This is a genomic window from Methanosarcina sp. MTP4, assembly GCF_000970045.1.
Lineage (GTDB): Archaea > Halobacteriota > Methanosarcinia > Methanosarcinales > Methanosarcinaceae > MTP4.
In genome coordinates this window covers 581829-602354 of sequence record NZ_CP009505.1, presented here as the reverse complement: position 1 = coordinate 602354, position 20526 = coordinate 581829, and the positions used below count along the sequence as shown (strand labels likewise).

The 20526-nt window shown below is 47.8% G+C and carries 18 protein-coding genes; 9 read left to right on the top strand and 9 right to left on the bottom strand.

Annotated features, from left to right (window positions below):
• Positions 1-23: 23 nt before the first annotated feature.
• Both MSMTP_RS02685 and MSMTP_RS02680 read right to left on the bottom strand, forming a co-directional pair.
• Positions 24-620, bottom strand: a complete 597-nt coding sequence (locus MSMTP_RS02685) for a hypothetical protein (RefSeq protein ID WP_048177653.1) — start codon at positions 618-620, stop codon at positions 24-26.
• A 270-nt stretch (positions 621-890) separates the two neighbouring features.
• Positions 891-1220 carry a pyrimidine dimer DNA glycosylase/endonuclease V gene (locus MSMTP_RS02680; protein ID WP_048177652.1) on the bottom strand — a complete coding sequence of 110 codons (330 nt, stop codon included), beginning with the start codon at positions 1218-1220 and terminating at the stop codon, positions 891-893.
• A 246-nt stretch (positions 1221-1466) separates the two neighbouring features.
• On the opposite strand from MSMTP_RS02680, the gene MSMTP_RS02675 reads away from it, so the two are divergent.
• A complete protein-coding gene (locus tag MSMTP_RS02675; RefSeq protein ID WP_231582898.1) occupies positions 1467-2567 on the top strand; it encodes a hypothetical protein in 1101 nt (366 codons plus the stop codon).
• 197 nt (positions 2568-2764) lie between these two features.
• Positions 2765-3247, top strand: a complete 483-nt coding sequence (locus MSMTP_RS02670) for a peroxiredoxin (RefSeq protein WP_048177650.1) — start codon at positions 2765-2767, stop codon at positions 3245-3247.
• 198 nt (positions 3248-3445) lie between these two features.
• Here the strand turns inward: MSMTP_RS02670 and MSMTP_RS02665 are convergent, their stop codons facing one another.
• From MSMTP_RS02665 to MSMTP_RS02650, 4 genes are all read right to left on the bottom strand, one after another.
• Positions 3446-3643, bottom strand: coding sequence for a DUF378 domain-containing protein (locus MSMTP_RS02665; RefSeq protein ID WP_048177648.1), 198 nt, complete (start codon positions 3641-3643; stop codon positions 3446-3448).
• A gap of 242 nt (positions 3644-3885) precedes the next feature.
• A complete protein-coding gene (locus tag MSMTP_RS02660; protein WP_048177647.1) occupies positions 3886-5310 on the bottom strand; it encodes a deoxyribodipyrimidine photo-lyase in 1425 nt (474 codons plus the stop codon).
• A 174-nt stretch (positions 5311-5484) separates the two neighbouring features.
• Positions 5485-6246, bottom strand: a complete 762-nt coding sequence (locus MSMTP_RS02655; protein WP_048177645.1) for an MBL fold metallo-hydrolase — start codon at positions 6244-6246, stop codon at positions 5485-5487.
• 142 nt (positions 6247-6388) lie between these two features.
• Positions 6389-7666, bottom strand: a complete 1278-nt coding sequence (locus MSMTP_RS02650; RefSeq protein ID WP_048177641.1) for an ATP-binding protein — start codon at positions 7664-7666, stop codon at positions 6389-6391.
• 390 nt (positions 7667-8056) lie between these two features.
• Here MSMTP_RS02650 and purC point away from each other — a divergent pair, with 390 nt between their 5' ends.
• Positions 8057-8770 carry a phosphoribosylaminoimidazolesuccinocarboxamide synthase gene (purC, locus tag MSMTP_RS02645; protein WP_048177640.1) on the top strand — a complete coding sequence of 238 codons (714 nt, stop codon included), beginning with the start codon at positions 8057-8059 and terminating at the stop codon, positions 8768-8770.
• Between the two features lie 225 nt (positions 8771-8995).
• Here purC and MSMTP_RS02640 read toward each other — a convergent pair whose 3' ends face one another.
• The 3 genes from MSMTP_RS02640 to yciH all read right to left on the bottom strand — a co-directional run bounded on the left by MSMTP_RS02640 (position 8996) and on the right by yciH (position 11165).
• A complete protein-coding gene (locus MSMTP_RS02640) occupies positions 8996-10222 on the bottom strand; it encodes an Nre family DNA repair protein (protein WP_048177638.1) in 1227 nt (408 codons plus the stop codon).
• A gap of 40 nt (positions 10223-10262) precedes the next feature.
• The gene (locus tag MSMTP_RS02635; RefSeq protein WP_048177636.1) at positions 10263-10628 is read right to left on the bottom strand and encodes a transcriptional regulator; all 366 of its coding nucleotides are present in this window, start codon (positions 10626-10628) and stop codon (positions 10263-10265) included.
• A 228-nt stretch (positions 10629-10856) separates the two neighbouring features.
• Positions 10857-11165 (bottom strand): stress response translation initiation inhibitor YciH, encoded by a 309-nt coding sequence (gene yciH / locus MSMTP_RS02630; protein ID WP_048177634.1) that lies wholly within the window; start codon positions 11163-11165, stop codon positions 10857-10859.
• A gap of 554 nt (positions 11166-11719) precedes the next feature.
• On the opposite strand from yciH, the gene MSMTP_RS02625 reads away from it, so the two are divergent.
• The 6 genes from MSMTP_RS02625 (at position 11720) to MSMTP_RS02600 (ending at position 20435) form a co-directional block, all read left to right on the top strand.
• The gene (locus tag MSMTP_RS02625; RefSeq protein ID WP_048177632.1) at positions 11720-11959 is read left to right on the top strand and encodes a winged helix-turn-helix domain-containing protein; all 240 of its coding nucleotides are present in this window, start codon (positions 11720-11722) and stop codon (positions 11957-11959) included.
• Between the two features lie 691 nt (positions 11960-12650).
• Positions 12651-14798 (top strand): phosphoribosylformylglycinamidine synthase subunit PurL, encoded by a 2148-nt coding sequence (gene purL, locus MSMTP_RS02620; RefSeq protein ID WP_048177630.1) that lies wholly within the window; start codon positions 12651-12653, stop codon positions 14796-14798.
• 333 nt (positions 14799-15131) lie between these two features.
• Positions 15132-16412 carry an alpha-amylase gene (locus MSMTP_RS02615; protein WP_231582897.1) on the top strand — a complete coding sequence of 427 codons (1281 nt, stop codon included), beginning with the start codon at positions 15132-15134 and terminating at the stop codon, positions 16410-16412.
• On the top strand, positions 16409-17605 hold the full coding sequence (locus MSMTP_RS02610; RefSeq protein WP_048177629.1) for a glycoside hydrolase family 57 protein: 1197 nt from the start codon (positions 16409-16411) through the stop codon (positions 17603-17605). Before MSMTP_RS02615 ends, MSMTP_RS02610 begins: the two co-directional genes overlap by 4 nt.
• Before the next feature lie 38 nt (positions 17606-17643).
• Complete coding sequence (locus tag MSMTP_RS02605) at positions 17644-18453, top strand: V4R domain-containing protein (RefSeq protein ID WP_048177628.1); 810 nt, start codon at positions 17644-17646, stop codon at positions 18451-18453.
• Entirely contained in the window at positions 18450-20435 is a 1986-nt protein-coding gene (locus tag MSMTP_RS02600) for a glycoside hydrolase family 15 protein (RefSeq protein WP_048177627.1), read from the top strand. The genes MSMTP_RS02605 and MSMTP_RS02600 overlap by 4 nt, the downstream gene beginning before the upstream one ends.
• The last annotated feature ends 91 nt before the right edge of the window (positions 20436-20526 follow it).

Sequence of the window (20526 nt, the reverse complement as noted above, 5' to 3'; positions counted from 1 at the left end):
TTCCTTCAATACATACGAATTAATCAAGAATCAAAAGGAACCATGTAAATCTCGTCCCTCGTTTTTCGCCACTTTACCAGTTCACAGTGCCTCAGGAGAGCAAGCTGGTTACTCGTTTCCTGAGGCGTTAGCCCAAAAAGCTTTGAGATTTTTTCCTGTGTAGCTCCCCCTTCAGTCAGGATGAAGTCATAGAGCTCTTTTTGCAGATCCGTCAGTCCCTCCGTGCCTTCAAAGCCATGCTGCTTTCGGAAGAGTTTCTTAGAACGCACCGCCATGGGGTCCGCAAACTTGATTTTCTGATGGGCTTCGAGGTAGCAATCTTCGCAGATTGTCCGGCCGTTCTCGTAGACGTATTCATCTCCCGGGATTTCCTTTCCGCACCCCGGACAGATTACAAAATAAGAGGTATTCTTATCGAGTTCCCTGTTCCCTGCTTTATTTGTCCTTACCAGGCCGTGGAACTCCAGGTAACCCATAATTTCGTACACTGTTGTCCTGGACAATCCATATTCGGCCTTTGCCTTTTTGATAACATCCCGAATATGGAAGCCACATTCGATTTGAACCTCTTTGATGCATTCAAGGACCCTGACTTCCTCTTCATCCAGCACAAGCTTCATAAAAACCTCTCAGGAAACCCCGGCCTTTTAATCCGGGTCCAGTTGACAGAAATTATCCGAGATCTGTTATCTCTAAATATCTCTCTGTCTCTCTATTAAATTAAAAGTATATAAAGTTAACGTAAATGATTAATATAAAAATAAAAAAGCCCGAAAACAGAAAGAGGACGTAAAAGAAATAGAACACGAAAGAGAAAATGGAAATGGCACACAGATCCTGGGTATGGACCTGCACAGCAGATAAAAGAACGAACTTAGAAAACAACCGGTTCAGACCCTGCAGTCACATCCTCTTTCCCTCAGGGTTTTGACCTGCTCCTCATAAGAATATACAAACTCGTCCTGTACAGCTTTTCCGGTTGCCAGGGTAGGGTCCAGAGGGGAATGGTGTTTATAGCCCCTCTGCGACATCTCTTCTACCAGCGCTTCATGCCTCAGGTAAAGGGCCTTTAATTTCCCCTTCCAGCGAAGCGTCTCCGGGTGGTTGGAATATGCTTTTTTGTTATTGGTTATTATGGACCACAGGGCATGCAGTTCCCGGTGTTCGCCTAGAAGGTGCTGCCTGCACATTTTCTCAGGGGGAATATCCCAGATTCTCATGAGTATGACCTCTAAATTTATCAAGGGAGGATTTGCGGAGTACAAAGGGGATTTCAAACCCAATTTTCAAGTGTTTTTTATAAAAAATAATATTCAGTATCCAGATTCAATCATAATCATATTCAGTATCTTGACTAAGTCATAATTATATTCAGTATACGAATTCAATCATAATTATTTTCAGTATCCCGGTTCAGACATTTATTTTTCTGATACTTATTTACATCTTCCGGAAGAATATTATATATGAAAAAGTGGGGAGCCCGGAATTCCGGATTTTTACGAAGACCTGTACTTGTGCTGCTGACCGTGTTGCTGACCGTACTGCTAAGCGCATACTTCCTATTGCCACCGGTTTTTGCGCACGTGCCTGTATTCGACGGGGAAGGAAAAAGCCTTGAAGAGGCTATCTTCGTTGAAGACCCTTTGAAATCCCGCGTCCTCTACGGGGAGCTTTCCGGGGGAGGAGATGTCCGGTATTACAGTTTTGAGATGGAGAAGGGAGAAAGAATCCTGCTGGGACTCATCATCCCTGTCGAACCCCGGACCAGAGGCTTTCCTGACCTCGTCCTGATGGGGCCGGGAATTGTAAGCAGAGGAGAGAGTGGAGAAGAGGATGAAGAAGAGAGCGGAGAGGCATCAGAACTGCCCGAAAACGTGGAAATTCCCGAAGGAAACGGGGCAGTGATAGTTCCGGGGAGCCAACCTAAAAGCGCAACTTACGAGGGTTTCACCCCCAGCGCCTTCTATTCCCTTGCCAGGCTCGACCTGGAAGCCCCCGAAAGCGGGACCTATTACGCGGCAGTCAACTCCCCGCCCGGAGGAGGGAATTACGGCGTGGTCCTGGGCTACCTGGAAAGCTTTTCCCTTAAGGAGTGGCTGTTCATCCCCCTGAACCAGATCAGGATCTACCGCTGGGAAGGCCAGAGCCTGCTCTTCATCTTCACCCCCCTGCTGTTCACACTCACTGTAGGCTTCCTGATTATTCTCCGCACAAAGGCAGACGTGGTTGATTACGATCCGGGGCGGTGGTCAGGAGCTCTTGCCGGGCTCCTCTTCCTGGGCACAGGCATATCTTTCCTCTTCCAGATGCTGGTTTCACTGAGCAAGAGCGCCTATACTCCCGAAATTATTATTGCCCTCTTTATGACCTTTGCACATCTGGGGCTAGGAGCATCTGCAATTTACCTGAGCCTCAGGGAGAAGGGATACGGAAAAGAAAGGGCTGCAGACCCCCTGTATTTCTTAATCCTGGGACTGGGAGGGTTTTTGCTCTGGGCAGGATGGATCGTCGGGCCAGTCCTGGCACTTGAGGCAGGACTCTTAGCCTGGGGGCGAAAAGGGTGAAATGATAAAGTGAACCAATAAAAACGCATAAGAAAGAAAGCATAATGAAGGATGCATAAGAAAGGATGAGCCAATGTGGTAAAACACATATAAAATATAACTTGATAGATAAGTTTAAAGTGTATAATTTTTAAATTATTATTACTGTTATCACGGATGGTGTGACCTGAATCGCACAAAGGTTGGAGGGAAAAAATATGGCAAAGACATCTTTAGAGGCAGGCCAACCTGCCCCGGAGTTCTGCCTGTCCGATCAGGACGGGGACAAAAACTGTCTGGAAGACCTGAAAGGAAAATGGGTGGTCCTGTATTTTTACCCGAGGGATAACACTCAGGGGTGCAGCCTGGAAGCCATGGACTTCAGCAGGTTGAAAGGAGATTTCGAAGCCGAAAATGCCGTAATCCTGGGGGTCAGCAGGGACAGCGAGGAATCGCACCGGAAATTCATAGAGAAAAAAGACATCAGTATTTGCCTGCTCTCCGATACGGGAATTGACATTCACAAAACATATGATGTATTCCACATGAAAAACTTCATGGGAAAAGAATTCATGAGCACGGTCCGGACGACCTTCCTGATAGATCCCGAAGGCAGAATCGCCAGGATATGGAGCAACGTAAAAGTGAAGGGCCACGCCGAAGAAGTGCTTTCCGAACTCAGGGTTCTAAAAGGGCAGTGAAAAATCTTCCCGCCCCTCTCTAACTGTTGTTCCGACCTGCTGAAATCCCGGGGAGGGATATACAAACAGGACAGGAGCCGGAATAAAGTGCTTATAGACGTTGCGCAGCTCAAAAAAGGAAAAAACCAGGATTTTTCAGTTATAACCTGGATTTCAGCTCCATCTGAATTTTTTAGTTCCACCCCGATTTTTCAGTTCTCATTTTTTCGTTGCAAAGTAGATCGTATAAAGTGCCGCAAGCCCCACAAGCGAATATACGGCTCTGGAGATTGTGCTCATTTCCCCGAAGATAGCTGCCACCAGGTCAAACCCGAAGAGACCAACAAGGCCCCAATTCAAGCCCCCCACGATGACAAGCACCAGTGCAATCCAGTCAATAGCAGTTTTCTCTACCATGATAACCACTCCCTTTTGTTTGACTCTGATTAGTACAAACTAATATAAAAATACAAATATAAATATGATATTTATTATATTTATAAATGCCAGAAACTCAATTATTCCGGACTTATCTTCGGCAGCCACACCTGAAAAAAGAAGAAATCGTTATTCATGAACCCTGAACTCTTCTTATCCGAAATGAAGCAAAAAAAGTTTCGGAAACTGTTTTCAGAAGGTCCATACCCCCTTTTCTTAAGTCACTCATCGGGAAGATACATAGCCACATAAGCGTCCACATCAAACTTCCGCCTGGCACCCGAATAGTTCATGTAGCGGAGTTTTCCGAAAACCTCCCTTTCCCTCCAGGCACGGTCGTGGAGCCCCCCGATGCTCCAGAGAATCCCCACATAGCCGTTGGGGTCCCTGCCGTCCAGCTCGTACCTGTCATTGAGATAAATGGCAGTTTCAAGCGCTTTTTCCGGGGATTCACTCCATTCAAGGATTTTTTTTGCCCAGTACATTCTCATGTACCCGTGCATCTTCCCGGTACGGAGCAGCTGGACCTGGCTTGCGTTCCAGAGAGGATCATGGGTCTTTCCAAACTCCAGTTCTTCTTGCGTATACAGGTATTCCCGCCGGTCCTGCCTGTGAGCAGCCAGAGTCTCCTTTGCCCAGGCAGGAAAGCTCTCAAAACTGTCATACGCCCGGTTATGGTAGCAGAAGTTATCCGTAAGTTCCCGTCTCACGATTAACTGTTCCAGAAAAGCAGCCTTCGATTCCTCGTCTACCCCGGTTTTTTCGACCTCGAGAGCAACCCTCTGAGCTGAGATCTGCCCGAAGTGCAGATAAGGAGAGAGGTCCGAGGATACGTCCTTTGTAGGATCGTTGTGTAGAGCATTGTAAGAGTCCAGGCGTTCGTTGAGGAAAGTTTCCAGTGCTTTCAGGGCGGCGCTTTCTCCCGGGAAGAAGTGACCGGGTTCAAAATAAGGGTCAGCATCTGCAACCTTTAACCGTTCAGGCAGGAGTTCTACCATATTCCTGCTCCCGGAACTTTCTTCAACCTCCTTTCTTGCTTTTTTCCCCCGGGATTTTTTCCCTCTGACTTTTTTCCCGGCAAAAGTTTCCGGGAATTCGGAGTTAGGCTCCAGTTCCGGGAACTCGACCAGAAACTCGGGAAGCAAAGCGTTAACCTTCGGACGGAAAGTGTAAGCTGCATATTCCTGTTTCCCTGAAGCAACCCAGCAGGGTACGATGTTGTGGGCATCCACCTCGTAAAAGGGAATCTCAAGCTTCGATGCAGTTTTTTCTGTCCACTCCCTTTTGGGTCTCAACGGACTGAAATCAGTAACAAGGGTACCAATTCCGTGTTTATCCGTAAAAGAAGGGATTTCTTCCCCGGGACTTCCCCGGAGGAATATGAAGGGGATATTTTTCAGGAAAAGGGAACTTTCGACTTCCTGCAGCCCTTCCAGCATGAACTGGTACTGTCTTAGTCCGGCCCCCAGAAACTCATCCGTCATGCAAAAAACAACCACCAGAGGTACACCTGCGTCCTCTGCTATTCCCCTGGCAAAGAGGAGAGCCCAGTTGTCCCCCACCCTCTGGTCCCGGCTCATCCAGTAAGCAACAGGCCCGCTTCCGGGTTCCCCGGATTTAAGAGTCCGGATCCTTTTAGGGTTCATGGTAAATTTTAATTCCCCCTTCTATAAAGAGATGCCAGAAGGATTAGTAACGCTAGAAAAGAGGAACTAAATGAGGAATGGGGAAGGGAAAAGAGGAAACAAAAAAGAAAATAAAGAGTAACTGAAAAGTAACTGAAGAGGGAAGGAAAAGTGAGCGAAAAAAGGAGTGATTTTTCAGCCTTGGAATTCAAAGACCTGCCCATCGTACCCCAGAGGTAAAAACATCGATTCGATATCGTGAGGCCGGAAGAAGTGACTTAAGTGCGTGAGCACGACTTCCTTTGCATTTAGTTCCCTGGCAAGTTCCATGGCTTCCTCGGAATTCATGTGCTTTTTGATGTGGATGCGAGGGGGAACTATTGCATCGGCAATCAGGAGGTCGGGGTCTTTCATGAGGTCAAGGCTTACTTTGGGGATGTCTTTGTTAGTGTCCCCCGTTACCACCACTTTCGTATCCCCTTCGCGGATAACAACCCCGGTAGGAATGTCGACAGGAGGATGGTTGACCTGAAAAAGGGTAAATTCCAGCCCTATAAGCTCGAAAGGCTCGTAGAGTTTCACGTAATGGTACCTCGGTTTCAGGAAATAGACAAACTGGTTGATGTAGTCCAGGGTTTCGGGAATCCCGTAGACATCGACTTTATGCTGAACCCTGTAAAACTCCCCGAACCCCGAATAATGGTCATAGTGCCCGTGGGTCCAGATTACCCCGTCCACACAGGTCCCGTCCGTACAGGAGATCTTTTGCCGGAGGAACTGCTGCCGCAGGTCCGGGCTCGTGTCAATAAGTATCCTGCCCTCGGAAGATTCCACAAGGATCGAAAACCTCAGACGCTGGCTCTTGCCCCCTTTGCGGGCGTCCGTGCAGGCAGGGCAGGTGCAGCCTATTTTCGGGGTACCGATGGCATCCCCGGTTCCAAGAAGTGTTATTCTCATTCTTCGAACCTCATTTACCTAAACTCATTATTCAAACCTCATTTTGCGAAACTAATTATTCAAGCCTTATCTTCCATTAATCGTTTTGAGAAGCTTATTTTTCAGGCCCTATCTTCCCGGTATCTTTTTACTGGTTCCGCGCTTAATCTTCACCGTACTGCTCGGACTTGAGCCCTGCCCTTTCATCAAAGTCAAGCACGGCTTCCAGAAGGTCCTGCTGATTTAGCACCTTACGCTCTTCCAGAAGGGCACTCAGGACAGCTTCCCGGATTACCATGCGCAGGTCCGAGCCAGAGTAACCTTCGGTCATTTCCGCGATTTCCTTTGTATCCAGTTCCCCTTCGATATGTTTGGTCACCAGATCCAGAATTTCCTTGCGCATCTCGATGTCCGGTAGAGGGAAGTGAACGATTTCATCAAAACGTCTCCATGCAGCACTGTCAAGCATCCGGGGGTGGTTGGTAGCGGCAATCAGGAGGACCCCGTGTTCTACAAGGCTGATCTCGTCAATTGCTTTCAGGAGGGTGTTGACAGCCCGCTTGATTGCGGCGTTCTCATCCGATGTCCGGGCCTTTGCCACGAAGTCCAGTTCGTCGATAAAAAGAATGCATGGATTCAGTTTCTTGGACAGCAGGAAGACCCTGTCAATGTTCTTTGCAGTCTCGCCAAGGTACTGGTCCGTGACCATGGAGAGCTTGACCTCCACGAAAGGAATGGAAAGCCGCTCGGAAAGCGCCCTTGCAACAGAGGTCTTCCCGGTCCCGGGGGGTCCTACGAACAGGAGCTTGCCTATATCATGCAGCCCGATTTCCCGGAGGTAATCCCGGTGCTTGATCGCTTTCAGGACCTTTTCGACTTCTTCTTCCTGCTCCTTTGTGAGGACAAGGTCCTTGACTTTCTGCTTAACGTCTTCCGGGGCGATGATAGACACCAGTTTGAGCATGTCTTCGCCCTTATCCTCTTTCCGGATTTCAGCAATCAGGGACTCGATCCATTCCCGATCAACTTCTTTTGGCCTTGCCTTCGCCTTTGCCTCGACATAGCTTGCAGCTTCAAGTTTCCTGATTTCCCCAAAGTAGTAAGCAAGAACAGGGTTATTTTCAATTTGCCCCGGGGCTTCGTCCTGCTTTTCGAACCATTCCACTGCAAGGTCAAAAGCGCTCAAACGGATTTCAAAATTGGACCTGTCGGTAACTATGAACGGCACATTCCTGACATTTTTCTCAACATTTTCAATGCCGTATAATTTTTCAACCCTGGAAATTGAAACCAGAATAGGTTTGGGGACGGTTTTTTCCGCGCTGCTCCAGTAGTGTTTCCGGATCTCTTTTGGAAGATCATTCACGTCAAGCTCAGAGTAGCGGTTATAGATCTCTGCGGTAAGCAACAGCTCTACTATAGAAATTATGGTACCTGGCATGTTTTTTACCTGTTACGTGCTTAGGATAATTCACTCTCAAGTGCTGAGCCCTTAAGTGCGGTGAGTTATGAAGTCCTTGTTTAAGTGGCTAAACCCTGTAATAGGTTTTCTTCCATGATATAATTTACTAAGCGGCAGACAGAATACAGGATTTAAAACGGCTCCCTGATGATACATTTATCTAGCAGAAAGACATTATCGTCTACTCCATCTTTATGGGAAAAGCCAGAGGCATTCGTTTCGAATAACTTTTTCGTATATGAAAATGCTTCAAACGCTCCTGAAAAGACAAATCTTGTTATCACCAATAAAAATTCATTAAAAATTCTATTATTGTCCGGAAGTCCCTCTGTTTCCGGGAATAAAGAATAATCCTGAGAGGATCACTTCATGAAAAGAGAACAGCTCTATTCCGGGAAAGCAAAGACCATCTACACAACTGATGATCCCGACGTCCTCATCTCCGAATTTAGAAACAGCCTAACGGCCTTCAACGGAGAAAAGAAAGGGGAAATGGAAAAGAAAGGGTATTACAACTCCCATATCTCAAAAAAACTCTTTGAGATGCTGGAAGAAAACGGGATCAGCACCCACTATATAAAGATGCTTTCCGATATCGAAATGCTGGTGCGGAAAGTAGAAATTATAAAAATAGAGGTTATTGTCAGGAACATTGCCGCAGGTTCCATTACAAGGAAATATCCCATAGAAGAAGGCACTGTTTTCGAGTCTCCTGTCCTGGTCTTTGACTACAAGAGCGACGAGTTAGGCGACCCCATGCTCAATGACGACATAGCTCTGGCCCTTGGCCTGGCTACCCGGGAAGAAATCGCCACCATTCGGAAGCTTGCCCTCAGGATAAACGAACTGCTTGTGCCCTATCTGGACAAGCGGGGAATCCTGCTCCCCGACTTCAAACTCGAGTTTGGGAGAAGCAAAGGGGAAATCATCCTTGCCGACGAAATATCCTGTGACACCTGCCGTTTCTGGGACAAAGAAACAAAACAGTCCATGGACAAGGACGTCTTCAGGTTCGATAAAGGCGACATTTCAAAGGCTTACGAAGAAGTTGCCCGGCGCATCGTCCCCGAAATCTTCGAATAAAGTGCAAAAAACTAATTTTTATTTTTGATTTTTAGGTGGATGCCCCATCCACCAGCACTATTTTTTAGGGGACTTGAAAAAGAAAAACTTCACATTTTCGGCTTTAACGTCAGGATATTACATTTTGGGATTTACAGTCAGAATATTACAATTCAGGTTTACATTTTGAGATTCAAATTTCGAGTTTACATTTTGAAATTCAGATTTTGAGTTTACATTTTGAATTTAAATTTTAAAAAAAGAATTCAGTGTAGTCTGGAAGCGGAAATCCGAAAGCATCCTGGCTTTTTGCATCCATTCGTCCCTGGGGGTGCGTACCCTTCCTGTAAGGTCCGAAACTGCGGCTTCAAGGGAATCAAAGGTTTGCGGCGGGTTTTTGAGGGCGTTTTTTACCCCTTCCCGGACTACCCAGACTCCCAGGGGAGCCCAATAATCGGGAGTGATTTCCCTGAGGATGAAGACCGAAGCCTGCCTTCTGACCCCTGCAAGGTACTCAAGTACCGGAAGCCTTGCCGCATAGTAACCTCCTGCCAGAGAAGAATACTTCTTTTTTCCGTCCAGCCCCTCACTGTCTTCCCCTACCCAGCTCGATTCTCCGGACCAGACAGTCTTTGGGAGCCAGGCCTCGATTAGTTCGAAAGAATAGACTCTCGGGAGGAGGAGGATTTCGAAGTGGTTCCCGAAATGGGTCCCGCTAAAGAGCGTGATTTCGGAAACCCAGGGGTAGTCCAGGATTTTGTCCGCCAGTTCCTTTCCGGCCATGTCGTCCACGGCGGTGATGGACCAGCGGGTGGGCACGACTTTTCGCTCTTTTCCCAGAAGGCCGATAGAAAAGAGGCGGGTTATCTGTTCCCCTGAAACGTCACCTTTGTAAAGCTCGAGTACTGCATCTTTTGCCAGGGCGTCGGTATCGTAGACGAGATAGTCTACTTTTTTTGGGACATTTGGGTTTTCGGCAAGCTCGAAGTTCTTTACAAGCCCTGAAGGGCCCATGGGAGTGTGGACCGCATCGAATTTAAGCTCCTGTTTCGGGGCTTTGAAAAACCAGGCTTCCGTATCCACGGGGTTTTTGGAAAGGGCAAGTTCCTGCGCCTTTGCCAGAAGAGGATTTTCCTTGCCCCGGGCATCCTTTACATGGAGGGTCGTGTTTGCCCTTACCAGGCGGGAACGCATTGATATGATGTCCTCTATCTGCATGTTCGCCCATCTGGCAGGGTCCTCAAGGAGCAGGGAATCCCCCTCTTGTGCAGAGGGAGGGATCAGGGGGCCCGCAGATACCCTGGGGTAACCGAAACTACCTACAAAAAGAGCCGGGGGAGAAGCTCCGAAAACGGAGTTTCCGGATATCTCGGAAGAGATTGACTGTACGGACTTGAATTTTTCAAGAATAGGACATCGAGGACGCCCGCACAGACCCTTACCTTTGCATTTGATACAGGTTTTGGCATTCACTCGGAATCAATGTCTCCACAAATGCTACAGGTTTTGGCATTCACTCGGAATCAATGTCTCCACAAATGCTACAGGATTCCACCCCAGGCGCATTTTTGTACAGCCAGCCGGATTTCTGGACAAATTTGCATACGTTGCACATCCCCTGGATTTTTTCCTGAGAGGACAACTCTTTGTCCAGGAGAACTGCTGCAAACCTCCGGATTTCTCCCTGGGTCTCCATCGAGAAATCAACCTCAGCTCCACGTTTTTCACTCACATACTGGGAGACTGCGGCTCGTGAAAGCTCCAGAATCTCCGCTACATCCTGCTGAGTGCAGCCATGTTCGAAAATCAATACCCGCGAAAGTTCAGCCCGGATAGCAGGCAGTACTTTCTGTACCATTACTTCACATGTTGTTTTCATGAGAGACCTCACTTACACAGGCTAAATACGGATATCGGCATTCCCAACTACTGCATATTATTTATTCAAATAGTTCTTCTGGAAGAGCCTGAACTCTCCTTACTGCAACACCAGGGCACTGCAAGTTGCCGAAAAAAACCGATAAAAAATATGTGTGCAACTCCGGTAATCGGAGAAGTTGCTTTATCAGAAGGCCCGCTCTAGCCCTGAAGAGCGAAAATTCAGCCATTAATTTTTGATTTGTTCAGCAGTGAACCCTTTTTCCATAAGTACATCTTTCATGCGGGCCAGATGGTTGCCCTGGAGTTCGACCGTATTCCCTTTTACGGTACCTCCGCATGCAAACTTTGACTTAAGGTAAGTGGACAGTTCGTGAAGGTCAATTTCACTGGCGTCGAAACCCTCTACAACCGTAACTTCCTTTCCATATCTTCTTCTGTTGACTTTCACTGTGATCCGCTGCTGCTCTTTCGCAACCTCTTCGCAAATGCAAAGTTCATTTGGAAGCCCGCAAACCGGGCACATTCCGCTGCTCATTTGTTGGTATATCCTCCAAATTTGTAATAAATATATATGTACATTACATCTAAAAATTAATGAGTGGATGTAAAGTACTTATCGATGAAGGTATTAAAGCCTAATGGTATTTTCAGGCATTCTTATGCCGAATTTTGCACACAGAGTACAAATTTGTAAGATCTACAAAAAGCATAACACCTGAACCGGAGCTTTATGGTTTTATTGTTTACTCCAATATATTATATTATTGATCATGTTATTTTACGTTATGTAACGCTACATGGGGATCTAACGGGTGTTTTCACCTGTCTGCAAAGTAAAAAACATCATCATACGAGCAATCTACGCAACAAAAAGAAAACATCCCGGCAAAGAAAATCTACCAAAACTGTCTTTCCACTTGAAAAAACACGCTTCAGCGGCGAAAAGCTAAATATAGCTTAAACTCCATAGATTTATATAGTCCATTATATTTACGAACATATGCATTTATAAGATATAAAAATGACCATATAAAAATTGTGGGAAAAAATAATGGGACAAAAAGATCAGGTATATTCGGGAGGTGCCCAATGAACGAGTTAATAGGTTTTGTGAACGGAAGCAATGCACGGCAAAAAGTACTCTCCCTGCTCGCCTCGAAGGGAGAAATGGAAGGGAAACGCATCGCAAAAACACTGCACATCGTATACCCAGCCATGGAAAAAACCCTGAGGGAACTGGAGGAAAAAGAACTGGTCTCTAAAAAGGAGGAGAATTACTCCCTGACCGAAAATGGAGCAAAAGTGGAAAAAATTATCCAACAAATCTAAACATCATAACATCATATATACTCCAGAGAAAATCAATTTTTATTTTTTTACCTGAGGCCCGGTTATCACCCAGGGTAAAAGTTACTGTTTTGGTAGTTTGCCTTACAGATTTATTCCGGCCACTGATTTTACGGAGAATTTTGATCGATTGAATATTGATTGAATATTGATTGAATATTGATTGAATATTGATTGAATATTGATTGAATATTGATTGAATCTTCGGACATTTTCTGGAGACCGGTTTTACGGACAATTTTGGTCGACCGGATCTACAGACTTTTTTAGCTGCAAGGTTTGCTGGCGGACATAACCTATTGAAGGCAAGGTTTAGTTACCCATTGTCTCACCAGGCTTTTACAGACAACGGTTTCTTCTTAAAGCCAACAGGGTATCCGTGACTCATTCTATCAGGCGCAAAGAAATCTTTATCTAATCCCTGTCCCTTTATGACGGCATAGTCTAGTAATACCAATCAAAAACCCTGTATTCTCAGGGACAGATTATAAAAAACAAACCTCAATTTTCGGGTTACCTTAATAAACGAACCTGCAGGGAACCAGGAAAAGAAGCCAGTATTAGTAAGGGATCGGAAACCAGACCTGAATCGGTCCGTCAGCAGCCCGGAAGGTCCCGGTTCCTGGCATTCCTGGAACATCCGAAAGAGGCTTTAAGAATCAGAGGCAAGGCAATGTTACCTGAAGAAGACCTGAAGATCATAAAAAAAGAACTTGGGCGTGAGCCTAACCTGGTAGAGCAGGGCTGTTTTTTAAACCTGTGGAGTGAACACTGCTCATATCGTTCAAGCGCCCCCCTCCTGAAGACCTTCACCACCACGGGCGAAAATGTCCTGATCGGCCCGGGAGACGACGCTGCGATTATTAATTTCGAAGACGGGTACGTGCTCTCCATAGCCATGGAAAGCCACAACCACCCGTCCTACGTTGACCCCTACAACGGGGCAGCCACAGGAGTTGGAGGCATTGTAAGAGACGTTATTTCCATGGGAGCCCGTCCGATTGCCCTCATGGACCCGCTCTACTTCGGCCCCCTTGACACCCCGAAAAACCTCTTCCTCTTTGAACAGATCATAAAGGGAATCGCAGGGTATGGGAACTGTATCGGAGTTCCGGTGGTTAATGGTGAGACCTTCTTTGACCGGCAGTACAGCGGAAATCCCCTAGTAAACGTGGTATGCGTGGGGCTCTGCAAGGAAGAGGAAGTCATAACTTCCATAGCTAAAAAAGCAGGGAACAAGCTGGTCCTTGCGGGGTCAAGCACTGGAAAGGACGGGCTTGGAGGAGCCTCCTTTGCCTCAAGGGACCTCTCGGAATCTGCTGAAGCCGATGACAGGCCAAGCGTCCAGGTAGGCGACCCGTATACCGAAAAACTTGTCATTGAAATGACCCTTGAAGCCACCGGAAAGGGTTATGTAAAGTCCTGCAGGGACCTCGGGGCCGCAGGTCTCGGAGGAGCAAGCTCGGAGATGGCTGCCAAAGGCAAGCTGGGAGCCCGGATCATTGCAGATGCCGTACCCCAGCGCGAACCCAACATGAACGCCTATGAAATCCTGCTTGCAGAGTCCCAGGAACGTATGCTCTTTGAAGTGGCTCCCGAAGATGTGGACGCCGTGCTTGCCCTGATCGAGAAGTATGACCTTAACGGCGCAGTTATCGGCGAGCTTACCGAAGAGCCGAACTACACAATTGAATTCAGGGGAGAAACCGTTGCCACCATCCCGGTCGACCTCCTTACTGAAGGAGCCCCGACCTTTGAGAGGCCTTCAAAAGCTCCGGAAGCCCGGGAAGAAGGCAAAAAACCTGAAAGTCCTGCAGACCTGAAACAGGCGATCCTGACAGTCCTTTCCTCTTACAATATAGCCTCAAAGGAATGGATCTACAGGCAGTACGACCACCAGGTTCAGCTCAGGACTGTGGTTCTTCCCGGAGAAGACTCGGGAGTCCTCAGGATCACCGACAAGAAAGGAATAGCCCTTTCCTGCGGCTGCCAGCCCAGGGCAACTCTCCTTGACCCCTATGCAGGCGGAAAGACCGCGATTATCGAAAACGCCATGAACCTTGCCGTAAAAGGAGCTGAAGGGCTGGCTATCGTAAACTGCCTGAACTTTGGAAACCCCGAACGCCCGGAAATCTACTGGCAGTTCAAGCAAGCAGTCCTGGGCCTCGGAGACGCGGCAAGGGAACTGTCGATCCCTGTTGTGGGAGGAAATGTTTCCCTCTACAACGAAAGCGACGAGTTGGGAACCGCAATTCCCCCAACGCCGTCCATCGGAATGATAGGGAAGATGGATCTTGAAACCCCTCTCCCCTCAAGCTTCTTTGCAAAAGCTGGGGACAGCATTGTCCTGGTAGGAGAAACAACTCCCGAAATGGGAGCTTCCGAATACTACTCCTGCCTCGGAGCCCAGGAAGCCGGAAAAGCTCCGGAAGTTCCGGAAAATGCCCCGAGATTAATAGAAGCTGTCATCAAGGCTGTGAAAAGCGGGAAACTGAGCTCTGCCCATGACCTCTCCCTTGGAGGGCTTACAGCAGGCCTTGCCAGGATGTGCAAAATCCTCGGGGCGAAAGTGGACCTGAGCGAAATTTCCGGAGACCTGCAGGCAGATGAACTCCTCTTTGCAGAAACCCCTGCAAGAGCCATCCTTGCCACTTCCGAGCCGGAAGCTCTCCAGAAAATCCTGAAAGACGTGCCCTACACCGTAATCGGGACTGTCAGCGAGGGTGCCCTGGAGATCAAAGGAAAGGACTTTGAAATATCCCTTTCCCCGGAAGAACTCACTGCAGCATACAAAAGCCTGACCGATTTTATGATGGGATAACTCCCATCACCCATTTCATAATTTTTTGCAAACTTACTTTTTTATCCGGAATCATTTTTCAGAATCATTTTTCAGAATCATTTTTCAGAATCATTTTTCAGAATCATTTTTCAGAATCATTTTGCCAAGGATCGTTTTTTCCGGGTTGTATTCCACAGGATCATTTTCCGGAATCATTTTGACCAGAATCATTTTTCAGTGCTTGCTCCTAATTTTATCCAGGGCACCTGACTTTTGCCCCCCTCTAACCCGGCAGCAGGGGAAACAATAGGTTTTAGTACCTCAACCGTACATCATGATTATGTTATGAAAGCGGTATGCGTGTGCGGGGGGGTGCACTTGCCTTACAGTCCTAAATGGTACTGGCCTGTAGAAGGTTTTTCAGGGACACCTGAACCCAACCGATACTTCGATATGGAGCACATTTTTATGCGGTTTCAGGAAACAGGGAGGGAGCTGTTGCGCCTTAACGACCTGCTGCTGGAATCCATAGAAGGGGGAGGCAAGTATGCCCTGAACCTCTCGGGACTTTTCCTGGAACAATGCAGGTGGGACCCGGAACTTGTTGATTCTTTCCGCGACCTCGGAGAAAGTAGAGGCGTGGAATTTACAGGAAACTGTTACTATCACTCCCTGAGTGCCCTTTACCCTAACCCGACCTGGTTCAGGGAAGAAGTGTTGAAGCATAGAGAAATAAGCAAGGAAATGCTTGGGGCTGCCCCTGAGACTTTCGTAAACACCGAACTCCTGTTTTCCGGGAAAGTGGGAAAGCTACTTTCGGGAATGGGATTCAAATGCCTTATTTCCGAAGGCTCTTCAAATCTAACTAACGGATATGACCCGGCATATGTCTACGAAAATGATCTCCCGATCCTGCTCAGGCATATAAACCTGAGTGAAGACCTCGAACTCCGTTTCTCGGAAAAAGACTGGGAAGGCTACCCCCTGATCCCGGAAAAGTTCGCGGACTGGATAAACAGCATGGATGGAGAGGTCCTTACACTTTATTTCAACTACAGTAGCCTCTATTTCCACCACAGGAAAAAGAGTTTGGTTGCCGACTTTATCCGGGAGCTTCCGGAAAAACTAGAAGAAAGGGGGATCAGCATGCTTACACCTTCGGAAGTTGTAAAGAGCTTTAAGCCCGTAAAACTTCCCACCCTGAAAACCGAGCAGACTATCCGCTACGGGATGCACAATGCTCTCGGGAATAAGGCCCAGCAGCTCTATCTGAGGGAACTCGTACAGGTGGGGGAAGAACTTGAAGAGGCAGGAAGGAAAGAAAGCCCGAACTACGGAAAACTGAAGAGGGTTTTCGGCTACCTCCAGCAAGGCGACATCCTCTTTTCCATGAAATCCGGGGAAAATATAAGGGAAGGATACGAGAAGGCTGTTAACTATTATTCCATACTCTCGGATTTCAGGCGAGCTGTCCTGGAGGAAAGCAATTTTCCGGAAAAAAGGGTAATTCCGGAGAAAAAGACTGCTACAGCGAAGAGAACAGTTACAGAAGAAAGTCCCGTTCCAGAGGAGAGAGACATTCAGGAGAAAAGTGAGGGTCAAGGGAAGAGAGATATTCAGGAGAAAAGGACTGTCGGGGAGGAGAAAGCATGACCTCCCTTTGCCTTTATTTCCAGATACACCAGCCATTTCGCTTGCGCTGGTTCTGGCCCGATGACAGGACAGGTTTTTTCCGCTATTTCGATGAAAGGGGAGACCGCGAGATTTTCAAGAGAGTGGCAGAAAAATGCTACCTGCCTGCCAACAGGATCCTTCTGGAGGCCCTGGACGAGCACAGGGGAGAATTCAAATTCGCCCTTTCGGTGACAGGAACCCATCTGGAGCAGTGCGAACTCTGGGAGGAAGATGTGCTTGAAGACTTCAGGCAGATGGCGAAAACCGGAGCTGTGGAGTTCCTGGACGAGACCTGCTACCATTCAATCTCAAGCCTTTTTGAGGACAAAACGGAATTTATTGAAGAGATAAGGGAACACCGCAGGCTCATGAAAGACCTTCTCGGAGTAAAACCCGAAGTGTTCCGGAATACAGAGCTACTTTACAATAACACGATAGGGAAAATTGCCTTGGATCTCGGATACAAAGCAGTCCTTACGGAAGGTGCGGATCACATGCTCGGCTGGAGGTCCCCGAACTTTGTGTACGAAGCAACGGGATCGGGAATACCGATACTCGTCAGGAACTACAAGCTGAGCGACGATATAGGGTACCGTTTTTCGGCCCGCTGGTGGGACGGCTACCCCCTGACTGCGGAAAAATGGGCTCAATGGGCTTCCGGAATCAGGGAAGATTGCATCAACATTTTTATGGACTATGAGACTTTCGGGGAGCACCAGTGGGAAGAAACAGGCATCTTTGCGTTTCTGAGAAATCTCCCGGAGAAAGTCTTAGAGACTCGTTTGACTTTCGACACCCCCTCGGAAGTTGTGAAAAAATATACTCCGGTAGCGGAAATCGATGTAGGGGACTTTTCCACCATTTCCTGGGCGGACATGGAACGCGACACCAGCGCCTGGTTGGGAAACGATATGCAAAGACGTTGTTTTGAAGAGATTAAACTCCTTGAACCTTTTGTGAAAAAAACCGGGGACCCGGAACTCCTGAACATCTGGAAACACCTGCTGACCTCGGACCACTACTACTACATGTGCACAAAATGGCTCGGGGACGGGGATGTTCATTCTTACTTCAGCGTACACCCGACCCCCTATGATGCCGGCGTGAATTTCATGGCCGCATTGATGGACTTCAAGGCCAGGGTGTTCAGAAAACTCAGCACAATAGCTTAATCAAATGTATACATAACTAATTCAAGGGAGCAAAGTCTATGGTTCGAGACTTGTGCATGTTTGCAGGCCGTAATGAAAATACGCAGATCGCGTGGTTTAAGATCTCTTACTCAAAAGATCCTGGCTCGTTATCATCAATAATCAATTTTATGGAAAGCCATGAGGTGCAGACCAAGTTCGGGCACCTCGACAACATCACACAGCAAACAGGAGAGTACTCAATATTTACGGAAATCGGAAAAGACGTAGACGTTGACGACCTTGCCAGAAAGATAGGGGGACTGGAAGCTGTAGAGAAAGTCGAACATGGGATTTCGGAACACAGGATGATCCATCTGGTGGACTTCCCATTAAATGTGATCGGAGTCAGGGGAATCATTGCACGGGCACCCACCCTTGTAGATATCATCAGGACTCTGAATGATAGCGCCCCACATGCCGAGGGCCTGCTCACCCTTTCCGGCCTGCGGGGGGGGATCCACGCTGCAAAGTATTTCAGGAATATCATGCCCCTTGACGACAAAAACTTCGCCAGCATCCTGGCAGAACTTTACAGAGCCGTTGGCTGGGGCATCCTGGAAATCGATTGCGACCCGGAAACCTTTGAAGGAAAAATCATTGTCAAAGAATCTTTCATTGCAGACGTCTACGGGGAAACGGACCAGCCGGTATGTGCCTACATGAGCGGATACTTCGCAGGTTACCTGACCGAATACTCAGGGAAGAACATAAGGGTCAGGGAAGTTAGTTGCAAAGCCACGGGGAATGAGGTCTGCGAACATATCATCTCCCCGGCCCCATCCGGTGAAAACCAGGAACATGTGATCACAAGAGGGGTTAGCAGGTGATCAAACAACCCAATGTCATTCTGGGAAATGCAGAACTGCTCGTGACAATGGGCAGGAAGGGGGAACTCTTCGGCTTTTTTTACCCGCGAAGAGACCACGCCCAGCATATCGATGAGTCTCTTGCCTGCATCCATACTGGAGAAACTCTCCTCTGGACAAACAGCAACGACTGGCAATCAATTCAGAACTACATAGAGGACACAAACATCGTGTCCACAAAGCTTTACCATGATTCGGGAATCCGGATTTCGATCCTGGACCTGGTTCACCCTGATGTTCCGGTTCTTATCCGCAGGTTCAAGATCCAGTCCCAGAAAAAAATATCAGGGAAGTTTTATTACTATTCGAACTTCAACGTAGGGGAGACCTCAAAGAAAAATTCAGGTTACTGCGACTCAAAAGCCCGCCTGATAGTACAGTACTGGCAAGACTACTATATCGGAATCCACTCCATGCCAGAGTTTTCGGAATGGCAGGTAGGAAAAGCGATGGACACCATCTGGTGGACGAATTCCAGGTACGACATGGAAGACGGGAAACTCCAGAATAATAAGGAGGACATTGGGAACATAAACAACGCTGCGGGCTGGGACCTCGAACTGGAAGCTGATGGCACCAACGAGTTTGTGATTTTCATTGGCGCAGCTCCTACCCGCAACCTCCTCTACAAAAGGATGCAGGAACTTTCAAAACTGCCCCTTGAACAGATCTTCGAAAAGACAAGAGAACACTGGGTTATGTGGCTATCCAAAAAACAGGTGCTGAAAATGCCGGGCCTCGAAGGTTATAACAACCTCCGCCAGGAACTTTTCAACGCCTACAACCGCTCCCTGCTCGTGCTCTACCTTATGAACGACCACGAAAATGGCTCCTTTGTGGCTGCCCCCGAATTTGATTCCAACTTTGAGAAATGCGGAGGGTACGGTTTTTGCTGGAACCGTGACAGTTCCGAATTGGTGCTCGCCCTGAAACATTCGGGTTATCCCGAATATTGTGACAGGTTTTTCAAGTGGTGCATCAGGACCCAGCTCCCCAACGGCTCCTGGTTCCAGCGCTACTGGCTGGACGGGAGTAAGGCTCCTTCCTGGGGTAACTTTGATTATTCCACCCAGATCGACGAAACCGGTTCCACCCTCTATGCCATGGACGTCTATTACAGGATCCTGGAAGGCCTGAAAAAAATAGAGTTCCTGGAGGAAGTCTGGGTTTCGGTGCTGCGAGCTGCCGAATACCTGATGAAAAGGACAAAAACGGGGCTGCATGAAAGCTGCATGGACCTCTGGGAAACATACTACGGAATTTTCACTTATACGAACGCCTCGATCTATGCAGGCCTCATGGGAGCTTCCCACCTGGCTGAGGAAAACGGAGAGGCGGGAATGGCCCGGCGCTGGAAAAAGCGGGCTGAATTTATAAAGCAGGCTACCATCGACCGCTTCTGGCTCCAGGAAGGCTATTTTGCAAAGGGAGTTATAAACGAAAAGCTGGACAAGACTATGGATGCAAGCGTCCTTGCCACCTATATTCCTTTCGGGATGCTCTCCCCGCGAAACCCGGTGGAAAGGGACATGATCTTCTTCCTTATAGAAAACATCCAGAAAAAGCTCTCCAGCCCGGTAAACCGGCACTATGGGATCAGACGCTACGAAAACGACAGCTACATCAACGGGAACCCCTGGCTTGTAACAACCCTCTGGCTCTCGGAAGCCATGTTTGCCCTGGCCCTGGCCCTTCCTTACGAAAAAGAAAAAGACCAGTATGAAGAGACCCGGAAAAAGCTGACCGAAGAAGGGATCAGGTTCCTTAAATGGAGTCTTGCAGGCACGACCAGTGCAGGGCTCCTCCCCGAACAGGTGGACAAGTCTACAGGCAGGCCTGCCTGGGCAATTCCCCTGGGTTGGAGCTGTTCCCTTATGCTTGACAACATCCTCCTTCTGGACAAAATCTGCAGGAGAAAAGCCGGAAATGAGGCCGAAGGCTGAAGATGAATAAAAAAGAAGGCTGAAAAGGGGAAAAACGGGACAAAATCGGTAAAAAGAGGAGTAAAAACTGAAAAAATATGGGTACTTCATT

Coding starts and splice junctions, on each gene's coding strand:
- MSMTP_RS02675 (WP_231582898.1), top strand. CDS start 1,467: ATGAAAAAGTGGGGAGCCCGGAATTCCGGATTTTTACGAAGACCTGTA.
- MSMTP_RS02605 (WP_048177628.1), top strand. CDS start 17,644: ATGGTTCGAGACTTGTGCATGTTTGCAGGCCGTAATGAAAATACGCAG.
- MSMTP_RS02610 (WP_048177629.1), top strand. CDS start 16,409: ATGACCTCCCTTTGCCTTTATTTCCAGATACACCAGCCATTTCGCTTG.
- MSMTP_RS02665 (WP_048177648.1), bottom strand. CDS start 3,643: ATGGTAGAGAAAACTGCTATTGACTGGATTGCACTGGTGCTTGTCATC.
- purC (WP_048177640.1), top strand. CDS start 8,057: ATGAAAAGAGAACAGCTCTATTCCGGGAAAGCAAAGACCATCTACACA.
- purL (WP_048177630.1), top strand. CDS start 12,651: ATGTTACCTGAAGAAGACCTGAAGATCATAAAAAAAGAACTTGGGCGT.
- MSMTP_RS02660 (WP_048177647.1), bottom strand. CDS start 5,310: ATGAACCCTAAAAGGATCCGGACTCTTAAATCCGGGGAACCCGGAAGC.
- MSMTP_RS02670 (WP_048177650.1), top strand. CDS start 2,765: ATGGCAAAGACATCTTTAGAGGCAGGCCAACCTGCCCCGGAGTTCTGC.
- MSMTP_RS02655 (WP_048177645.1), bottom strand. CDS start 6,246: ATGAGAATAACACTTCTTGGAACCGGGGATGCCATCGGTACCCCGAAA.
- MSMTP_RS02635 (WP_048177636.1), bottom strand. CDS start 10,628: ATGAAAACAACATGTGAAGTAATGGTACAGAAAGTACTGCCTGCTATC.
- MSMTP_RS02650 (WP_048177641.1), bottom strand. CDS start 7,666: ATGCCAGGTACCATAATTTCTATAGTAGAGCTGTTGCTTACCGCAGAG.
- yciH (WP_048177634.1), bottom strand. CDS start 11,165: ATGAGCAGCGGAATGTGCCCGGTTTGCGGGCTTCCAAATGAACTTTGC.
- MSMTP_RS02685 (WP_048177653.1), bottom strand. CDS start 620: ATGAAGCTTGTGCTGGATGAAGAGGAAGTCAGGGTCCTTGAATGCATC.
- MSMTP_RS02680 (WP_048177652.1), bottom strand. CDS start 1,220: ATGAGAATCTGGGATATTCCCCCTGAGAAAATGTGCAGGCAGCACCTT.
- MSMTP_RS02625 (WP_048177632.1), top strand. CDS start 11,720: ATGAACGAGTTAATAGGTTTTGTGAACGGAAGCAATGCACGGCAAAAA.